Origin of the sequence: Nocardioides sp. CER19 (assembly GCF_029846275.1) — a bacterium.
Lineage (GTDB): Bacteria > Actinomycetota > Actinomycetes > Propionibacteriales > Nocardioidaceae > Nocardioides.
The window spans coordinates 1-16419 of record NZ_JARVWS010000003.1 but is presented as its reverse complement, the minus strand read 5'-3'; the positions used below and the strand labels follow the sequence as shown (position 1 = coordinate 16419).

At 72.7% G+C, this 16419-nt stretch carries 15 protein-coding genes; 2 read left to right on the top strand and 13 right to left on the bottom strand.

The genetic code is table 11. The features are described 5' to 3' along the window. Positions 1-399 precede the first annotated feature (399 nt). Both QDS12_RS15570 and ald read right to left on the bottom strand, forming a co-directional pair. Positions 400-2937, bottom strand: a complete 2538-nt coding sequence (locus QDS12_RS15570; protein WP_279880530.1) for a DEAD/DEAH box helicase — start codon at positions 2935-2937, stop codon at positions 400-402. A 29-nt stretch (positions 2938-2966) separates the two neighbouring features. After that, entirely contained in the window at positions 2967-4085 is a 1119-nt protein-coding gene (gene ald / locus QDS12_RS15565; protein ID WP_279880527.1) for an alanine dehydrogenase, read from the bottom strand. 131 nt (positions 4086-4216) lie between these two features. Between ald and QDS12_RS15560 the strand changes: the two genes are divergently transcribed. Then, positions 4217-4696 carry an Lrp/AsnC family transcriptional regulator gene (locus QDS12_RS15560; RefSeq protein ID WP_279880525.1) on the top strand — a complete coding sequence of 160 codons (480 nt, stop codon included), beginning with the start codon at positions 4217-4219 and terminating at the stop codon, positions 4694-4696. 7 nt (positions 4697-4703) lie between these two features. On the opposite strand, the gene xerD is transcribed toward QDS12_RS15560, so the two are convergent. From xerD to QDS12_RS15510, 10 genes are read right to left on the bottom strand one after another with little or no spacing between them, the layout of a single operon-like run. Then, positions 4704-5648 carry a site-specific tyrosine recombinase XerD gene (gene xerD / locus QDS12_RS15555; protein ID WP_279880523.1) on the bottom strand — a complete coding sequence of 315 codons (945 nt, stop codon included), beginning with the start codon at positions 5646-5648 and terminating at the stop codon, positions 4704-4706. Beyond that, on the bottom strand, positions 5645-6250 hold the full coding sequence (locus QDS12_RS15550; protein ID WP_279880520.1) for an NUDIX hydrolase: 606 nt from the start codon (positions 6248-6250) through the stop codon (positions 5645-5647). Before QDS12_RS15550 ends, xerD begins: the two co-directional genes overlap by 4 nt. Then, positions 6247-7947: a CTP synthase gene (locus QDS12_RS15545; protein ID WP_279880517.1), complete on the bottom strand. Its 1701-nt coding sequence runs from the start codon at positions 7945-7947 to the stop codon at positions 6247-6249. The genes QDS12_RS15550 and QDS12_RS15545 overlap by 4 nt, the downstream gene beginning before the upstream one ends. 11 nt (positions 7948-7958) lie before the next feature. Beyond that, complete coding sequence (locus QDS12_RS15540; protein ID WP_279880515.1) at positions 7959-8801, bottom strand: copper transporter; 843 nt, start codon at positions 8799-8801, stop codon at positions 7959-7961. Next, positions 8798-9946: a putative cytokinetic ring protein SteA gene (steA, locus tag QDS12_RS15535; RefSeq protein ID WP_279880513.1), complete on the bottom strand. Its 1149-nt coding sequence runs from the start codon at positions 9944-9946 to the stop codon at positions 8798-8800. Before steA ends, QDS12_RS15540 begins: the two co-directional genes overlap by 4 nt. Positions 9947-10003: 57 nt before the next feature. Then, positions 10004-11749 (bottom strand): DNA repair protein RecN, encoded by a 1746-nt coding sequence (recN, locus tag QDS12_RS15530; RefSeq protein ID WP_279880511.1) that lies wholly within the window; start codon positions 11747-11749, stop codon positions 10004-10006. Next, positions 11742-12692, bottom strand: a complete 951-nt coding sequence (locus QDS12_RS15525) for an NAD kinase (RefSeq protein WP_279880509.1) — start codon at positions 12690-12692, stop codon at positions 11742-11744. Before QDS12_RS15525 ends, recN begins: the two co-directional genes overlap by 8 nt. Beyond that, a complete protein-coding gene (locus QDS12_RS15520) occupies positions 12689-13573 on the bottom strand; it encodes a TlyA family RNA methyltransferase (RefSeq protein WP_279880506.1) in 885 nt (294 codons plus the stop codon). The genes QDS12_RS15525 and QDS12_RS15520 overlap by 4 nt, the downstream gene beginning before the upstream one ends. Before the next feature lie 14 nt (positions 13574-13587). Further along, positions 13588-13773, bottom strand: a complete 186-nt coding sequence (locus QDS12_RS15515) for a hypothetical protein (protein WP_279880504.1) — start codon at positions 13771-13773, stop codon at positions 13588-13590. 10 nt (positions 13774-13783) lie between these two features. Continuing rightward, positions 13784-14779 (bottom strand): HAD-IIA family hydrolase, encoded by a 996-nt coding sequence (locus tag QDS12_RS15510; RefSeq protein ID WP_279880501.1) that lies wholly within the window; start codon positions 14777-14779, stop codon positions 13784-13786. Between the two features lie 54 nt (positions 14780-14833). Here QDS12_RS15510 and QDS12_RS15505 point away from each other — a divergent pair, with 54 nt between their 5' ends. Further along, positions 14834-15952, top strand: coding sequence for a DUF1015 family protein (locus QDS12_RS15505; protein WP_279880498.1), 1119 nt, complete (start codon positions 14834-14836; stop codon positions 15950-15952). On the opposite strand, the gene QDS12_RS15500 is transcribed toward QDS12_RS15505, so the two are convergent. Next, positions 15927-16280 (bottom strand): single-stranded DNA-binding protein, encoded by a 354-nt coding sequence (locus QDS12_RS15500; protein ID WP_279880496.1) that lies wholly within the window; start codon positions 16278-16280, stop codon positions 15927-15929. The genes QDS12_RS15505 and QDS12_RS15500 overlap by 26 nt on opposite strands. Between the last annotated feature and the right edge of the window lie 139 nt (positions 16281-16419).

Genomic DNA, 16419 nt, shown 5'->3' with positions numbered 1-16419 from the left:
ACCATGCTGTGGACCATCCTCGTCATCCTGGTCATCGTTGCCCTCGTGCTGTTCATCCTGGGCCGCGTTCGCGGGGGTCGTCGCCTCTGAGCCGATCCGCCTGACCTTCCGCACGACGGAGGAGATCCGGCCGGGGCAGTCGGTCCGCCTGGCAAAGAATTCCGTGCCTGCGGTCCGCTGCCCCGGCGCGGTGCGACAGCCGGGCCTGTTGGCGCGTGCCTGGTTGTGACGTGGACCGGCGTCGGTCCGCTGGCTCTGGCCGTCGCGGTGCTGGCATCACGCGACCCGGGCGGCGGGAGAGGTGATCGGCCGGGGTCGTCTGCGCCCGTAGCAGGTGCCTGCGCCGGATGTCCGCGCTGCGTCGAGGAACTGCAGCGTTCCGAACGCTCCGCCTCACCGTCAGCCGCCGAGGCGCCGCATCCCGGTGACGGTCAGCGCGAGCTCGCCGAGCGAGTCCGACGCGTCGAGGTCGACCTCGGCCTCGATCACCCAGTCGTGGTCGCCGGCCGGGTCCGCGAGGGTCTGGCGGACGTGCCGTGTCCGGCCCTCGTCACGCACGATGAGGTACGACGGCCCTCGGGCGTCGCCGTCCAGCAGCACGTCGTCGTGGTCGGTGTAGTAGTCCTCCAGCGCCGCGTCCCAGGAGCCCTGCTCCATCACCGGATCGCGTGGCGGCTCGAACCGGGCCGCGTCGGTCCGGTCGAGCGCCCCGAGCCCGCGGACGTCGTCGCGCGCGACCAGCTCGACGCGCCGCCACATCGCGTTGCGCACCATGACCGCGAAGGCGCGGGTCTGCTGACTGATCGGCCGTGGCGGTGGCGGCGGCTCGTGGTGGGCGATGTCGGAGCGCGCGTGGGCCGGGTCGGCCAGCGCCTCCCACTCGTCGAGCAGCGACGAGTCGGTCTGTCGCACGGTCTCCCCCAGCCACTCGACGAGGTCCTCGAGGGCAGGGGTCCGGTGCGCCTCGGGAACGGTGTGGAGGAACGTCTTGTAGGCGTCGGTCAGGTAGCGCAGCACGAGCCCCTCCGACCGCGCCAGCTGGTAGCGCCCGACGAAGTCGGTGAAGGTCATGCCCTGCTCGTACATCTCGCGCACGATCGACTTCGGGTCGAGCGCGTCCTCGGGCAGCCATGGGTGCGACTGTCGGTAGGTCTCGTAGAGACCCTCGAGCAGCTCCACCAGTGGGCGTGGCCAGGTGACCTCCTCGAGCAGCGCCATCCGCTCGTCGTAGTCGAGGCCGTCGGCCTTCATCTCCGCGATCGCCTCGCCCCGGGCCGCGTGCTGCTGGGCGAAGAGGATCTGGCGCGGCGCCTCGAGCACCGACTCGACGACCGAGACCACCTCGACGGTGTGCTCGCTGCTCTCGTGGTCGAGCACGTCGAGGGCCGCAAGGGCGAAGTGAGCCAGCGGCTGGTTGAGCGCGAAGTCGGGCGGAAGGTCCTCGGTCAGCACATAGCGACGGCCGAGCTCGTCGGGCCGGTCCAGCCGGGTCAGGACCCCGGAGGCGACCAGCGACCTCGTCAGTCGCAGCGCCCGGCGCGCCAGCTTGAGCTGCGTACGTCGGTCCTCGTGGTTGTCCGTGAGCAGGCGGCGCAGGACGGCGAAGGCGTCCTCGTCCCGGGCGACGACGTTGAGGATCATCGCGTTGTCGACCTTCATCCGCGACTGGAGCGGCTCCGGGCTGCCGTCGACGAGCTTCGTGAACGTCGCCTCGGTCCACACGACCGTGCCCTCCGGCGGCTTCTTCAGCTGCGCCTTCGAGTTCTTCTTGCCGGCCGCCTGCCGCTCGGCCGCCTTGGCCTTCGCCTTCTCGTTCTCGATGACGTGCTCGGGGGCCTGGACGACCACGTAGCCGGCGGTGTCGTAGCCGGCACGACCGGCGCGGCCCGCGATCTGCAGGAACTCACGGTTGCGCAGGACGCGCTGGCGGTGGCCGTCGAACTTGGCCAGCCCCGTGAAGAGGACCGTGCGGATCGGCACGTTGATGCCGACCCCCAGGGTGTCGGTGCCGCAGATGACACGGAGCAGACCGGCCTGCGCGAGCTGCTCGACGAGCCGCCGGTAGCGCGGCAGCATGCCGGCGTGGTGGACGCCGATGCCCTTGCGCAGCAGGCTGCCGAGGGTCTTGCCGAACCCGGCGCCGAACCGTACGCCGGCCAGCCGACCCTTCAGGTCGTCGGACGCGGCGCCGACCCACCCCGCCTTCACCAGCGAGGTGGCGTGCTCGACGGCCGCGGCCTGGGTGAAGTGGACGACGTAGACGGGGCCCTGGCCGGTCGTGACGAGCTCCTCGAGCGTCTCGTCCAGCGGCGTGAGCGACCACGTGAACGTGAGCGGGACGGGGCGCTCGGCCTGGTCCACGATCGCCGTCTCCCGGCCGGTGCGGCGGGTCAGGTCGGCCGCGATCCTCGTCATGTCGCCGAGCGTCGCCGACATGAGCAGGAACTGCGCCTGGGGAAGCTCGAGGAGCGGCACCTGCCACGCCCAGCCGCGGTCGGGCTCGGCGTAGTAGTGGAACTCGTCCATGACGACCAGCCCGACGTCAGCGGCGGCACCCTCGCGCAGCGCGATGTTGGCCAGCACCTCGGCCGTGCAGCAGATGACCGGCGCGTCCGCGTTGACCGCGGCATCACCCGTCAGCATCCCGACGTTGTCGGCGCCGAGCACCTCGCAGAGGTCGAAGAACTTCTCGCTCACCAGCGCCTTGATCGGCGCGGTGTAGAACGACACCCGGTCGGTCGCCAGGGCGGCGGCGTGCGCGCCGAGCGCGACCAGCGACTTGCCCGACCCGGTCGGCGTCGCGAGGACGACGTTGCTGCCACCGAGCAGCTCGATGATCGCCTCGTCCTGGTGCGGGTAGAGCGTCAGTCCGCGCGACGAGGTGTACGACGCAACGGCGTCGTACACCTCGTCGGGCGAGGCTCCGTGAGCGGGCACCCAGGCGCCCGCGGTGGGGATCGTGGAGGTCAGGCGAGAACCTCGTCGAGTGCGGTCGCCGCGATGCCGACCGCCTCGCCGACCGGCGCGTTGGTCAGCTGGCCGGCGTGGGTGTTGAGGCCCAGGGCGAGGGAGCGGTCGTCGCGGCACGCCTGCGCCCAGCCCTTGTCGGCCAGCGCGACGACGTACGGGAGCGTCGCGTTGGTCAGGGCGTAGGTCGAGGTGTTGGGGACGGCGCCAGGCATGTTGGCAACACAGTAGAACGTCGAGTTGTGCACCTGGTACGTCGGGTCGGCGTGCGTGGTCGCGTGGGAGTCCTCGAAGCAGCCGCCCTGGTCGATCGCGATGTCGACGAGGACGGAGCCGGGCTTCATCTGCGCGACCAGGTCGTTGGTGACCAGCTTGGGCGCCGCGGCACCCGGGATGAGCACCGCGCCGATGACCAGGTCGGCCTGCTTGACCTGCTCCTCGATCGCCAGCCGGGAGGAGGCGAGGCCGTGGACGCGGTTGTTGTAGCGCCAGAACGACATCCGCAGCTTGTCGAGGTCGGTGTCGAGCAGGGTCACGTCGGCCCCCATGCCGAGGGCGATGTTGGCCGCGTTCTGGCCCGAGACGCCGGCACCGATGATGACGACCTTGGCGTTGGCGACGCCGCCGACGCCGCCCATGAGGACGCCGCGGCCGCCCTGCGCCTTCATCAGGTTGTAGGCGCCGACCTGGGGCGCCAGGCAGCCGGCGACCTCGGACATCGGGTACAGCAGCGGCAGTCCGCCGCTCGGCAGCTGCACGGTCTCGTAGGCGATGCCGGTGACCTTCTTGGCCAGCAGCTCGTCGGTCAGCGGCTTGTCGGCGGCCAGGTGGAGGTAGGTGAAGAGGGTCAGGCCCTCGCGGAGCCGGTGATACTCCTCCGCGATCGGCTCCTTGACCTTGAGGACGGTGTCGGAGCTCCCCCACACCTCGTCGGCGGAGTCGAGGAGCTTGGCGCCGGCCGCTTCGTACTCCGCGTCGGGGATCTGGGAACCCAGACCGGCCCCGCGCTCGACCACCACTTCGTGGCCGTGCGCGACCAGCTCGTGCACGCCGATCGGCGTGATGGCCACGCGGTATTCGTGGTTCTTGACTTCCTTGGGCACGCCGATCTTGGTCATGCGGCGATTGTCGGCCGGATCTTCGGCGTGCCGCCAGGGTGATGAACAAGATTCGCTAGATTGCACCCATGACCGCCGAACCTTCAGCCCTCGATGCCCGCACGACCGGTCGTGCGAAGGATGTTCGGGCAGTGCTGGATCGGGCGGGTGTCGTCGCTCCCGACCTCGACGACATCGACCGCATCCTGCTCGCCGAGCTCTCCGCCGACGCCCGCCAGCCCAACAACGCGCTGGCGGCCAAGGCCGGCATCGCACCCTCGACGTGCCTCGGCAGGATCCGGGCGCTGCGGGAGTCGGGCGTCGTACGAGGCTTCCACGCCGACATCGACCCCAGCCTGGCCGGCCGTCCGCTGCAGGCGATGATCGCCGTCCGCATGCATGGTCACGCGCGGTCGCGACTGGAGGCGTTCATGCGGCAGCTCGCGGCCCTGCCGGGTGTGCTCAACGTGTTCCTGCTCGGCGGCGGCCACGACTTCTTCGTGCACGTCGCCGCGGCCGGCACCGACGGCCTCAACGCGTTCGTCATCCAGCACCTGTCCAGCAACCCGGACGTCGCGCTGACCGAGACGAACCTGATCTTCCAGCACGCGCGCTCGGAGCGCTGGACCTGACCGTCGCTCAGCGAGCGCGCGGGTGCGCGGCGGCGAACACCTCGCGCAGGTTGTCCACCGTCACGAGGGTGTAGATCTGGGTCGTCGTCACGGACGCGTGGCCGAGCAGCTCCTGCACGACGCGGACGTCGGCTCCGCCGTCGAGCAGGTGGGTGGCGAACGAGTGGCGCAGCGTGTGCGGGGAGACGTCGTGGGTCACGCCCGCCCGCTCGGCGGCGCGCACCAGCACTGTCCACGCGGACTGGCGCGAGAGCCGCCCGCCGCGCGAGTTGAGGAAGAGCGCTCCGGCCCGCTCGCTGGTCGCACCGCTCGAGACCATGGCCAGCCCCGGCCGTCCCCGGACGAGGTAGGCCTCCACCGCCGCGCGGGCGTAGGACCCGATCGGCACCAGCCGCTGCTTGCCGCCCTTGCCGCGCAGCAGCACGGTGCCGTCGACGAGGTCGACGTCGTCGACGTCCAGCCCGGCGGCCTCGGAGATCCGGGCGCCCGTGCCGTAGAGCACCTCCAGCAGGGCGCGGTCCCGCAGCGCGAGCGTGGTGCCCGGTGCCCCTGCGGTCTCGAGGATGGCCTCCACGTCGGCCAACGGGAGGGCCTTGGGCAGCCGCTTGGCCGGCCGTGGCGGTCGTACGCCGGCCGCCGGGTCGGCCTCCGTCAGGCCGTCGGAGACCGCGAACCGGTGGAAGCCGCGCACCGCGACGACGGTGCGGGCCGCCGAGCTGGCGCCCAGCGGCGGGTGGTCGGCGTCGCCCTCGCGCAGGGCCGCCAGGAAGTCGGTCACCGTCTGCTCGGAGACCTCCCCCAGGTCGGTGATCCCCCGGGCGTCGAGGAAACCCTGGTAGCGACGCAGGTCCCGCCGGTAGGACGCCAGCGTGTTGGCCGCGACACCGCGCTCGACCGTGAGGTGGTCGAGGTAGGCACGCACGGCGCGGGCGACGGGACCGGCGTCGGTCATGGCCGGGCGCCAGCGAGGCCGCGCGCCTGGGCGGTGAGGACGGCGAGGATCACCGGCGCGTCGGTGACGCGGCCGGCGAGGATGGCGTCCACCAGGTCGGCGTACGGAACGCGGAAGACCTGCATGTCCGCCTCCTCGTGCTCCAGCTCGAAGTCGCCGCGGTCGACGTCGCGCAGGCCGCGCGCGAGGTAGAAGTGCATGCGCTCGCTCGAGATCCCGGGCGAGGAGTAGGCGGACGCGAGATGCGTCCACTCCTCGGCCGCCAGCTGCGCCTCCTCCTGCAGCTCCCGCTGGGCCACGGCGAGCGGGTCCTCGCCGTCGGCGTCGCAGAGCCCGGCCGGCAGCTCGATGAACCGCCGGCGTGCGGCGTGGCGGTACTGCGACACGCAGACGACCCGCTCCTCGTCGTCGACCGCGAGCACGACCGCCGCGCCGGGGTGCTCGAGCACGAGCCGCCGGAACGGCTCACCCTCGGGGTGCGACGGCGCCGTGATCAGGTCGGCTCGCAGGGCGACGATCCACTCGTCGCGGTGCAGGTCCGTCGACTCGACGACCGGCCAGGACTCCTCGACGTCCTCGAGCCGTGGCTCCTGCGTGGTCACTCGGCCACGTGCTCCGGCTCGGGCTCCCGGTGCAGCTTCGACTCGTCGATCGGGAACCGCTGCTCCTTCTGCCGGATGATCGCGGCGCCGACGAGGCCCTTGAACAGCGGGTGTGCCTTCGTGGGCCGCGAGCGCAGCTCGGGGTGGGCCTGGGTCGCGATGTAGTAGGGATGGATCTCGCGGGGCAGCTCGACGAACTCGACGAGGTTGTTGTCCGGCGAGGTGCCGGAGAAGACCATCCCGGCCTCCTCGAGCTGGTCGCGGTAGCTGTTGTTGACCTCGTAGCGGTGGCGGTGCCGCTCCTGGATCTCGGGCGCGCCGTAGACCTCGCGGGCGATCGAGCCAGGCTTGAGGTCCGCCGGGTAGAGACCCAGGCGCATGGTGCCGCCGAGGTCACCGGCGCCCTCGACGAAGGCGAGCTGCTCGGCGATGGTGGCGATCACGGGCTCCGGCGTGTCGGCGTCGAACTCGGTCGAGTCGGCCTTCTCGAGGCCGAGCACCTCGCGGGCGTACTCGATGACCATGCACTGCAGGCCGAGGCAGATGCCGAGCGTCGGGATGCCGTGGGTGCGCGCGTAGGTCAGCGCACCGAGCTTGCCCTCTAGGCCCCGGATCCCGAAGCCGCCCGGCACGAGGACCGCGTCGACGTCGTGCAGGTGCTTCTGGGCGCCCGCCGGCGTCTCGCAGTCGTCGGACCGGATCCACCGGATGTTGACCTTGGCCTCGTGGGCGAAGCCGCCCGCCCGCAGCGCCTCGGCGACCGACAGGTAGGCGTCGGGCAGGTCGATGTACTTGCCGACCAGGCCGACGGTGACCTCCTCCTTCGGGTGGTGCACCCGGCGGAGCAGGTCGTCCCAGACCGTCCAGTCGACATCACGGAACGGCAGGCCGAGCTTGCGGACGACGTACGCGTCGAGACCCTCGCGGTGGAGGACCTTGGGGATGTCGTAGATGCTCGGCGCGTCGGCACAGGTGACCACCGCGTCCTCGTCGACGTCGCACATCAGCGCGATCTTCGACTTGATCCCCTGCGGCAGGTCGCGGTCGGCCCGACACACGACGGCGTCGGGCTGGAGACCGATCTGGCGCAGCGCGGCCACCGAGTGCTGCGTCGGCTTGGTCTTGAGCTCCTTGGACGGACCGATGTAGGGCACCAGCGACACGTGGACGAAGAACACGTTGTCGCGCCCGATCTTCTGGCGCACCTGGCGGGCGGCCTCGAGGAACGGCAGCGACTCGATGTCGCCGACGGTGCCGCCGATCTCGGTGATCACCACGTCGACGCCGGCGCCGTGCATGGCGAGGATCCGCTCGACGATCTCGTTGGTGATGTGCGGGATGACCTGGACGGTCTCCCCCAGGTAGTCGCCGCGCCGTTCCTTCGCGATGACGTTGGAGTAGACCTGGCCGGTCGTGACGTTCGCGCTGCCGCTCAGGTCGGTGTCGAGGAACCGCTCGTAGTGGCCGACGTCCAGGTCGGTCTCCGCGCCGTCGTTGGTGACGAAGACCTCACCGTGCTGGAACGGGTTCATCGTGCCCGGGTCCACGTTGAGGTACGGGTCGAGCTTCTGCATGGTCACGCTGAGTCCGCGCGAGCGGAGCAGCCGACCGAGGCTGGAGGCCGTCAGGCCCTTACCGAGTGAGGAGGCGACGCCTCCGGTGACAAAAACGTGCTTGGTCTGGGCGCCCGACTTCATGGACCTCAATCTTATCCGACGGGAACCGCTCCATCGATTCCAGACGCGCCGAAGCTTCCGCCGCCGCCTTCGATCTGGTGCACCAGGGCGAGTACGGCGGCCACTCGACCGGCCCCGCTCTCGGTCCCGTCGACGGTCGCCGCCGGCGTGTCCCGCTTGCGCAGTGCCGCGATGTCGGCGCTGTTGCTGCGGCCCGCGACCACGACCCCGTGCGCCTGGGCGGCGAGGCCCTGCACCAGGCCGTCGGCGATGGCGTCGTCGAGGTCCTTCCCGAGCACGACGAGGACGAGCGGCGCGACGCCCGCGGTGTCGCCGGACAGCCCGCTCGTGAGCTTGGCCGCCTTGAGGCTCTCGCGCACGGTGCTGGCAGGCGCGCTCGCAGCCGCAGGAGCACCCGTTGTGGCGACCGCGAGCCCCACGAGGCGGCCCATGCGCGGGTAGGTGGACAGGGCCGGGTCGGCGAGAGCAGGGACCTGCTGGCCGAGCTGCGTGGCCAGCTGGCTGCCCATCGTGTCGACCAGCGTCTTCTGGCCCGGCGCGGTCAACGCACGGGTCAGCTCGGTGCGGCTGGCGACCGCACCACCCGCGGTCACGATCTGGTCGACCAGTGCCTTGACGGTCGCCGGGGAGGCGCCGGGCGTTGTCACGACGGCGACGCTCTGCTTCGCCAGCCGGTGGGCGTAGAGGGCTGGTGCCACCGTGCTCGCGAACGTCTCGTCGAACGCCGGGGCGCTCCTGCGGGCGTGCTGGGCGGGCGCGGCGTCACCGCGTTTGTCGTCGAGCGGCCCGGCACCCAGCGCGAGGCCGACGGCGAGCGCGAACAGCACGCTGAGCAGCGGGATCAGCCGCCTCATCGGACCAGCTCCACCAGCTGCTGGGCCCAGTCGTGACCGACGGCGGTGGTCGCGATGGAGGCAGCGACCGCGGCCAGGCCGGCGAGCACCGAGAGTCCGACGTGCCAGGGCCGTACCCGCCCGGTGTAGAGCAGCGGCAGCGCCGCCGCGTCGACCAGGCGCGGGCCGAGCACGAGGCGGGTGAGGTAGCTGCCGGCCAGGCCCGAGCGACGCCGGTCGAGGAAGTCCTCCAACGTCGCGGTCAGGCCGACGCCGACGACGAGGCTGGGTCGACCGGCGTTGGCGACGAGCAGCGCCGCGTCCTCGGTCGACACGGTCGTGGCGACGAGGTGCGGGGAGATCCCCATCCGCGCCAGGCCCTCGGTGACCCCGGGGGCGGCGTCGGCACGCTGGACGACCACGACGTCACGGGCACCGCGGAGCACCTTCGCCTCGGGGAGCGACTCGGCACCGGAGAGCACGACGACGTCCGGCTTGATGCCGGCCTTGCGGAGCCTCGCGGCCGCGGCGTCGACGGCGACGACGACGGGTCGCTGCTCGCGCACGAAGCGCTTGACCTGGGCCAGCTCGGCGGGTCGCGCCTGCGCGACGACCACCACCGGACGCGCGTCCAGGGGCGTGTGGAGCATCGGGAGGCCGGAGCCGTCGAGCAGCACGTGCTGCTCGCGGCGGAGGAGCTCGCTGCTGTTGTGCGTGAAGGTCTCCAGCTGGGCGGCCAGGCCGGCACGGGCCTCGGCCATGGCCAGGCGTACGTCGTCCAGGTCGAGCGCCCGGCCCTCGGCGATGAGCTGCGCACCGTCGTAGACCCCACCGTCGCGGACCGTGGCGACGTCCGTCTCGGCGAGACGCGCGAAGGCGGAGCCGCCGATCCCCTCGACGAGGACGATGCCGGCCTCGGCGAGGATCTCCGGCCCGAGGTTGGCGTAGCGGCCCGAGATCATCGGCTGCGCGTTGACGACGGCGGCCACGCGGGCATCGACGATCGCGCGCGCGGTCCCCTGGTCGAGGTCGAGGTGGTCGATGACGGCGACGTCCCCGGGCTCGAGGCGGTTGAGCAGCGAGCGGGTCGGCCGGCCGGCGCGGACGGCACCACGCACGCCGGTCCCGAGGTCGGTGGCGGTGGAGGATCGGCTGGGGAGTCTCATGGCTCCTTCATCCTCACATCCGACGAGGCACCGTCGTGGCAGCGCTCCGTCGGCGTGTCAGCGTGCGGAGCGAGCCACCTCGAGCAGCTCGCGAGCGTGCGCCAGCGCCGTGTCGGAGTCGGTGAGGCCCGCGAGCATCCGCGAGAGCTCGCGCTCCCGTCCGGCGTCGTCGAGGCGCGTCAGCCCGGAGCTGGTCACGCTGCCGTCGCTCGACTTCTCGACGACCACGTGGTGGTCGGCGTAGGCCGCCACCTGCGGGAGGTGGGTGACGACCAGGACCTGCGCGGACCGGGCCAGCTGGGCCAGCCGGCGACCCACCTCGACGGCCGCGGCGCCGCCCACGCCGGCATCGACCTCGTCGAAGACGAAGGTCGGCACCGGGCTGGTGCCCGCCAGCGCGACCTCGAGCGCGAGCATCACGCGCGACAGCTCGCCGCCCGAGGCGCCCTTGTCGAGCGGGCGCGGGTCGGAGCCGGAGTTGGCGGCGAGCAGCAGCTCGACCTCGTCGACCCCCGAGCTGCCGAAGCGGAGCCACCGCTTGCCCACCCGCAGCGGCTCTCGTCCGGCGCCGGCCTCCGGCGCCGGCAGCTCGGTCTGCCGCACGTCCACGGACAGCCGGGCGTGCGGCATGGCGAGCCGCGTCAGCTCGTCGGTCACCTCCGCGGCCAGGCGGCCGGCGGCCTCGGCGCGCAGGCCCGACAGCTCGCCCGCGACGTCGGCCAGCTCGTCACGCAGCCGGCTCCGCTCGGCGCGGAGCCCCTCGATGCGCTCGTCGGTCCCGTCGAGATCGAGCAGGCGGGCGGCGGAGGTCGCCGACCACGCGAGGACCTCGTCGATCGTGTCGCCGTACTTGCGGGTGAGCGCGGTCAGCGCCGCGCGCCGTTCCGACACGCCCGCGAGACGCGCCGGGTCGGTCTCGATCCGCGCGGCGTAGGACGCCACGTCGGCCGCGGCGTCGGACAGCAGATAGCTGACCTCCGCCAGCCGGTCGGCGAGCTCGCCGGCCTCCGTGTCGTGCTCGCGGACTGCCTCGAGCTGCGCACGGGCGGCGCTTACCGTCCCGAGCGCGTCCGGGGCGCCGTCCTCGCTGGACAGCGCCTCCCGCGCCTGCTCGGCGGCGGTGCGCAGCGTGTCGGCGAAGCCCAGTCGCGACTCTTCGGTCGCGAGGGCGGCGTCCTCCCCCGGCTGCGGGTCGACCGCTTCGATCTCGGCGAGCCCGAAGCGGAGCAGGTCGGCCTCGCGGGCCCGCTCCCGCTGGGACGCGGTGACGTCGTCGAGCTCGGCCTCGACGTCCTGCAGCCGCCGATGGAGCGTCCGGTAGCGCTCGAGCGCCTCGGCGATCGGCGCACCGCCGAACCGGTCGAGCGCGTCGCGCTGAGCCCGTGCGCGGAGCAGCCGGTGCTGGTCCGACTGGCCGTGGACGGCGACGAGCGGCTCGGCCACCTCGGCGAGCGTCGTGATGGGGACCGCGGCTCCCCCGACGAACGCCCGCGAGCGTCCCTCCGCGGCGACGCTGCGGGCCAGGACGACGCGGCCGTCCTCCACCTCGCCGCCGGCCTCGTCGACAGACTCGGCGAACGACGCGAGACGGGTGGCGTCGACGATCCCCTCGACGCGTGCCGTACGGGCACCGCTCCGGACCGCCCCGGAGTCGGCGCGGCCGCCGAGCAGCAGGCCGAGGGCCGTCACGATCATCGTCTTGCCGGCACCCGTCTCACCGCTGATGACGGTCAGGCCCGGGCCGAGCTCGAGCACCGAGTCCTCGATCACGCCGAGCGACGAGATCCTGATCTCCTCAAGCATCGCCACGCTCCCGTCGCAGCCGCTCCGCAGCGCCACGCCAGCCGTGGACCGGGAGGTCGAACTTCGCCACGAGGCGGTCGGTGAACGGCGCCTCGTGCAGGCGCACGAGCCGCACCGGACGGTCGCCGCGGGTCACCTCGATCCGCGCGCCGGGCGGCAGGTCGAAGGCACGCCGTCCGTCGCACCAGAGCACGCCGGCCCCGTCCGTACGGCTGATCACCTCCACCGCGAGCTCGGAGGTGGGCGCCACGACGAGCGGGCGCGCGAACAGCGCGTGGGCGCTGATCGGGACCATGAGCAGCGCCTCCACGGCCGGCCACACGACCGGACCGCCGGCGCTGAAGTTGTAGGCGGTCGACCCGGTGGGCGTCGCACAGACCACGCCGTCACAGCCGAACCGGGACAGGGGTCGGTCGTCGACCTCGATGATGACCTCGAGCATCCGCTCCCGGGCGGCCTTCTCCACGCTGGCCTCGTTGACGGCGAACGTCCGGAAGACCTCGACGCCGTCGGTGTAGACCCGCACGTCGAGGGTGAGCCGGTCCTCCGCGACGTAGCGGCGGTTCACGATCGCGTCGATCGTCGACTCGACGTCGTCGTACTCGGCCTCGGCGAGGAAGCCGACGTGTCCCAGGTTGACCCCGAGCACGGGCGTCCCGCTGGCATGGGTCACCTCGGCCGCGCGCAGGATGGTGCCGTCGCCACCGATGACGAGGACGAGCTCGCAGTCGAGAGCGGGATCGCCCTCCGCGGGCGCCAGCTCGAGCCCTTCCTGCGCGTCGACGCCGAGGTCGGCGGCCTCCGCCTCGGGCAGCCGGACGATGAGGCCGTGACCGACGAGCGCCTTGCAGAAGGCGCCGGCCACCTCGCGGGCCTCCGGGCGGCCGGTGTGGGTCAGCATCAGGACGCGGCGCACGGTGTCGGAGGGCGTCGGGTCGGTCACGGCTCCACCCTCTCACCCTCCGTCGACGGTCCGTCGGAGGTGGCCGTCGTGTGATCGCCGAGACGCCCATCGAGGCCGACCTTGTCGTGCACCGCCTGAGCAATGGCATCGGCGTCCACGGTGGCGTCGCCGCGGCGCAGCCACAGGAAGAACTCGACGTTGCCCGAAGGGCCCGGCAGCGGGCTCGTCGTCACCGACCGGGCGCCCCAGCCGCGCGCGGCAGCCGCGGCAGCGACGGCGTTGACGGCCTCCGCGCGCAGCGCCGACTCCCGCACCACCCCACCCTTGCCGACGCGCTCCTTGCCGACCTCGAACTGCGGCTTCACCATGAGCGCGAGGTCGCCGTCCGGCGCCGTCACGCCGAGCAGCGCGTCGAGGACGAGGGTCAGGGAGATGAAGGACAGGTCACCGACGACGACGTCGACCGGCCCGCCGATCAGCTCGGGCGTCAGCTCGCGGACGTTGGTGCGGTCGTGCACCTCGACGCGTTCGTCCTGCTGGAGCTTCCAGGCGAGCTGGCCGTAGCCCACGTCGACGGCGACGACCTCGGCGGCTCCGCGGCGCAGCAGCACGTCGGTGAAGCCGCCGGTCGACGCACCGGCGTCGAGGCACCGGCGACCGGCGACGGTGAGGCCCAACGGCTCGAAAGCCGCGAGAGCGCCCGCCAGCTTGTGCGCACCACGGGAGACGTAGTCGGGGGTGAGCGGGTCGTCCTTGACGACGAGAGCGACGTCGGTGGTGACCCCGGTCGCCGGCTTGGTGGCGACGACGCCGGAGACGGTGACGCGACCGGCGGCGATCAGCTCGCTGGCGTGCTCCCGGGAGCGGGCGAGCCGCCGACGGACGAGCTCGGCGTCGAGGCGCAGGCGGCGCGGTGGCACGTGTCGTCCGCCGGTCAGGAGGGCTCGTCCGCGCGGCCGTCGAGGGCGCGGCGCAGCTGCTCGTGGGCGCGCTCGAACACGGCGACCTGCTCGTCGGCCGGCAGCTCGGCGGCCTGCTCCACCGCGTCGAGGACGGCGTCGACCGCCGGAACGCCCGTGCGCACCGGCTCCTGGCTGTCGTACGACTGGTCCTCGCTCATGCCGCAGAGGCTACCGGGGAGCGCTCAGCCCGCTCACGTCCGCGGCCGAACCGGTGGCGTCCAGCCACCACCACGCGACGACGGCGACGGCACGCCACCAGTCATCCGCCGATCCGTCGCCGGCCACGGCGATCCGACCGTCGGCCACGGACACGTCCCAACCGCCGAGCGCGCAGCGCCCGTCCCGCGGCGCCACGGCCGGGTGCGCGACGAGGAGGCCGCCCAGGTCGGCGGAGATGTAGGTCGGGCGCAGGTCGGCCGTTGCCGCGGCAAGGTCGGCGAGCCCGGTGACTCCGGTCAGCACGAGCAACGAGTCGACGCCGGCGTGATGACCGCCCGCGATGTCGGTGTCCAGCCGGTCACCCACCATCAGCGGACGGGTCCCGCCGACCCGTCGCACCGTCTCGTCGAGCAGCGGCCGCGCCGGCTTGCCGGCGATGACCGGCTCGACGCCGGAGAAGCGGCGCAGCAGGTCGACCAGGACGCCGTGCCCGGGAGCGGTCCCGTAAGCCGTGGGGATCGTCATGTCGCTGTTGCTCGCCACCCACCAGAGACCGTCGCGCACCCGGACCGCCGCCCGCATCACGTCGCGCCACGGCACATCGGGCCCGTAGCCGGTGGCCAGCGCGTCGGCATCGTCCTCGACTCCGACCGGGGAGAGGCCCTCGGCCGCGAGGGCCTCGACGAGGCCGACCGCTCCGAGTGCGACGATCCGCGCGTCCGGACCGAGCTTGTCCCGCAGCAGGCGGGCGGCAGCCTGGGCGGAGGTCACGACGTCATGGGGGCTGGCGGAGACACCGAGGTCGTCGAGGTGAGCGGCGACGACCTCGGGCGGCCGGGACGCGTTGTTGGTGATGAAGGCGAGCCGCTGACCCCGCGCCCGCACGGCGTCGAGCCGCTCGGGTGCCCCCGGAACGGCGTGCCCACCGATGTAGACGACCCCGTCGAGGTCGAGCATCGCGAGGTCGTAGGCCTCGCACAGCGGCTGCTCGGATGCGCCCAGCATGGCCGCCACCCTAGTCCGCGCTCGTCCCAGGGGTCGCATCACTACCATGGCCGGATGGACGCCAGCGATGTCGTGTCCCCGCCCTACCTGGCCGGCCCGCTGAGCCTCCACCCCTTTCGTGCCCGGCTCCTCCAGCCCTCGCGGATCGGCGATCCTGCGTCGGGACGGCTCTTCGCACGCCCCTTTCGGTCGGTCGCGACACGTCTCCAGCAGTGGGAGGAGCGCGGACGCATCAGCACGGACCCGCACGCCGCGCTCTACGTCCATGAGTACACGACCGGCGACCGCACGGTCCGAGGCATCGTCGGCACGCTGGAGCTCGCGCGCCGGGCGACCAGCCGGGCCGACAGCGTCGTGCTCCCCCATGAAGGCATCCATCCGGCCCAGGCGGACGAGCTCGCCGACCGGATGGAGGAGATGCAGCTCAACCCGGCGCCGATCCTGCTCGTCCACCGTGCGAGCGGGACCCTCCGCGAGCACGTGGCACGGCTGGTCGGCTCCCCGCCGGCACGCCAGTTCGAGGATGCCGGTGGCCAGCGGCACCGGCTGTGGGCGATCCGGGACGCCGACGAGGCGGCGCCCATCATCGAGGCGCTGTCCGGGGCACGAGCCCTCATCGCCGACGGCCACCACCGCTATGCCGCCTATCTCCGCATGCAGGCCCGACGCCCGGGCACGGCGGCAGACGCGGGTCTGGCCATGCTCGTCGACCACGGCGACACCCCACTCCAGCTGCGCGCGATTCACCGGACGCTCGCCGGCGTCCGGCTCGACGACGCGCTGGCCGCGTTCTCGACCCTGGGGATCGTCATCGAGTTCCGCCCGGTCACGACCGCCGCCGACCTGGACCCCGCGACGGTGGCCGTGACCGACGGCCGCCGCTGGGCCATCGCCCACATCCCCGCCCGTCCGGGAACCATGGTCGAGTTCGTGCACGAGGTCCTGCTGCCCGCGCTCCCCCGGGGTCCGCGGGCCGTCGGGCACCACCCCGACTCGGAGGAGGCGGTGGCAGCGGCACGCCGCCGCCACGGGACCGCACTCCTTCTCCCGCCACCGACCTTCGAGCAGGTCCTCGACGCCGCGCAAGCGGGCCGCCTGCTCCCGGAGAAGGCCACGTCGTTCCAGCCCAAGCCGCACGTCGGCGTGATCATGCGCTCGATGCGCGACGGATGAGGCGCGCGGTCCGCACCTCGATCTCCACGCGCGAGCCGGTACCGTTCGGCGCTCGGTAGAAGCGCCGGCGCACCTCGCCGGTCACCTCGACGACGTCGCCGGTCGACCACGCACCCACCGTCCGCTGCCGTCGGCCGTCCCAGACCACGCAGTCCAGGACGTCGACGCGCTGCTTGCCGCGGTAGGCGCCCTCCGTCCGGTCGACCACGAGCCGGAAGGAGACCAGGTCGTCCCCGCTCGGCATCGTCCTGGTCTCCGGGGCGCCGCTGACGCGACCCACCAGGCGGACCTCGTTGACGGTCGCCACTTCAGCTGACTTCGCTGCCACGTCCATCACCTCCGCCGCCGACTGTTCCTGCCGGCGCCGACGCCGTCCGCCACCGGAGGTGCACCCTGTGCACAAGCGCGGAAGAACACCGGCCGGTGGACGAGAAGCGGCCCGTCCCGCCCGCAAGGATCACCGCGAA

Coding starts and splice junctions, on each gene's coding strand:
- ald (WP_279880527.1), bottom strand. CDS start 4,085: ATGACCAAGATCGGCGTGCCCAAGGAAGTCAAGAACCACGAATACCGC.
- xerD (WP_279880523.1), bottom strand. CDS start 5,648: ATGACCGACGCCGGTCCCGTCGCCCGCGCCGTGCGTGCCTACCTCGAC.
- QDS12_RS15545 (WP_279880517.1), bottom strand. CDS start 7,947: ATGAAGTCGGGCGCCCAGACCAAGCACGTTTTTGTCACCGGAGGCGTC.
- QDS12_RS15540 (WP_279880515.1), bottom strand. CDS start 8,801: ATGAGGCGGCTGATCCCGCTGCTCAGCGTGCTGTTCGCGCTCGCCGTC.
- steA (WP_279880513.1), bottom strand. CDS start 9,946: ATGAGACTCCCCAGCCGATCCTCCACCGCCACCGACCTCGGGACCGGC.
- recN (WP_279880511.1), bottom strand. CDS start 11,749: ATGCTTGAGGAGATCAGGATCTCGTCGCTCGGCGTGATCGAGGACTCG.
- QDS12_RS15515 (WP_279880504.1), bottom strand. CDS start 13,773: ATGAGCGAGGACCAGTCGTACGACAGCCAGGAGCCGGTGCGCACGGGC.
- QDS12_RS15510 (WP_279880501.1), bottom strand. CDS start 14,779: ATGCTGGGCGCATCCGAGCAGCCGCTGTGCGAGGCCTACGACCTCGCG.
- QDS12_RS15505 (WP_279880498.1), top strand. CDS start 14,834: ATGGACGCCAGCGATGTCGTGTCCCCGCCCTACCTGGCCGGCCCGCTG.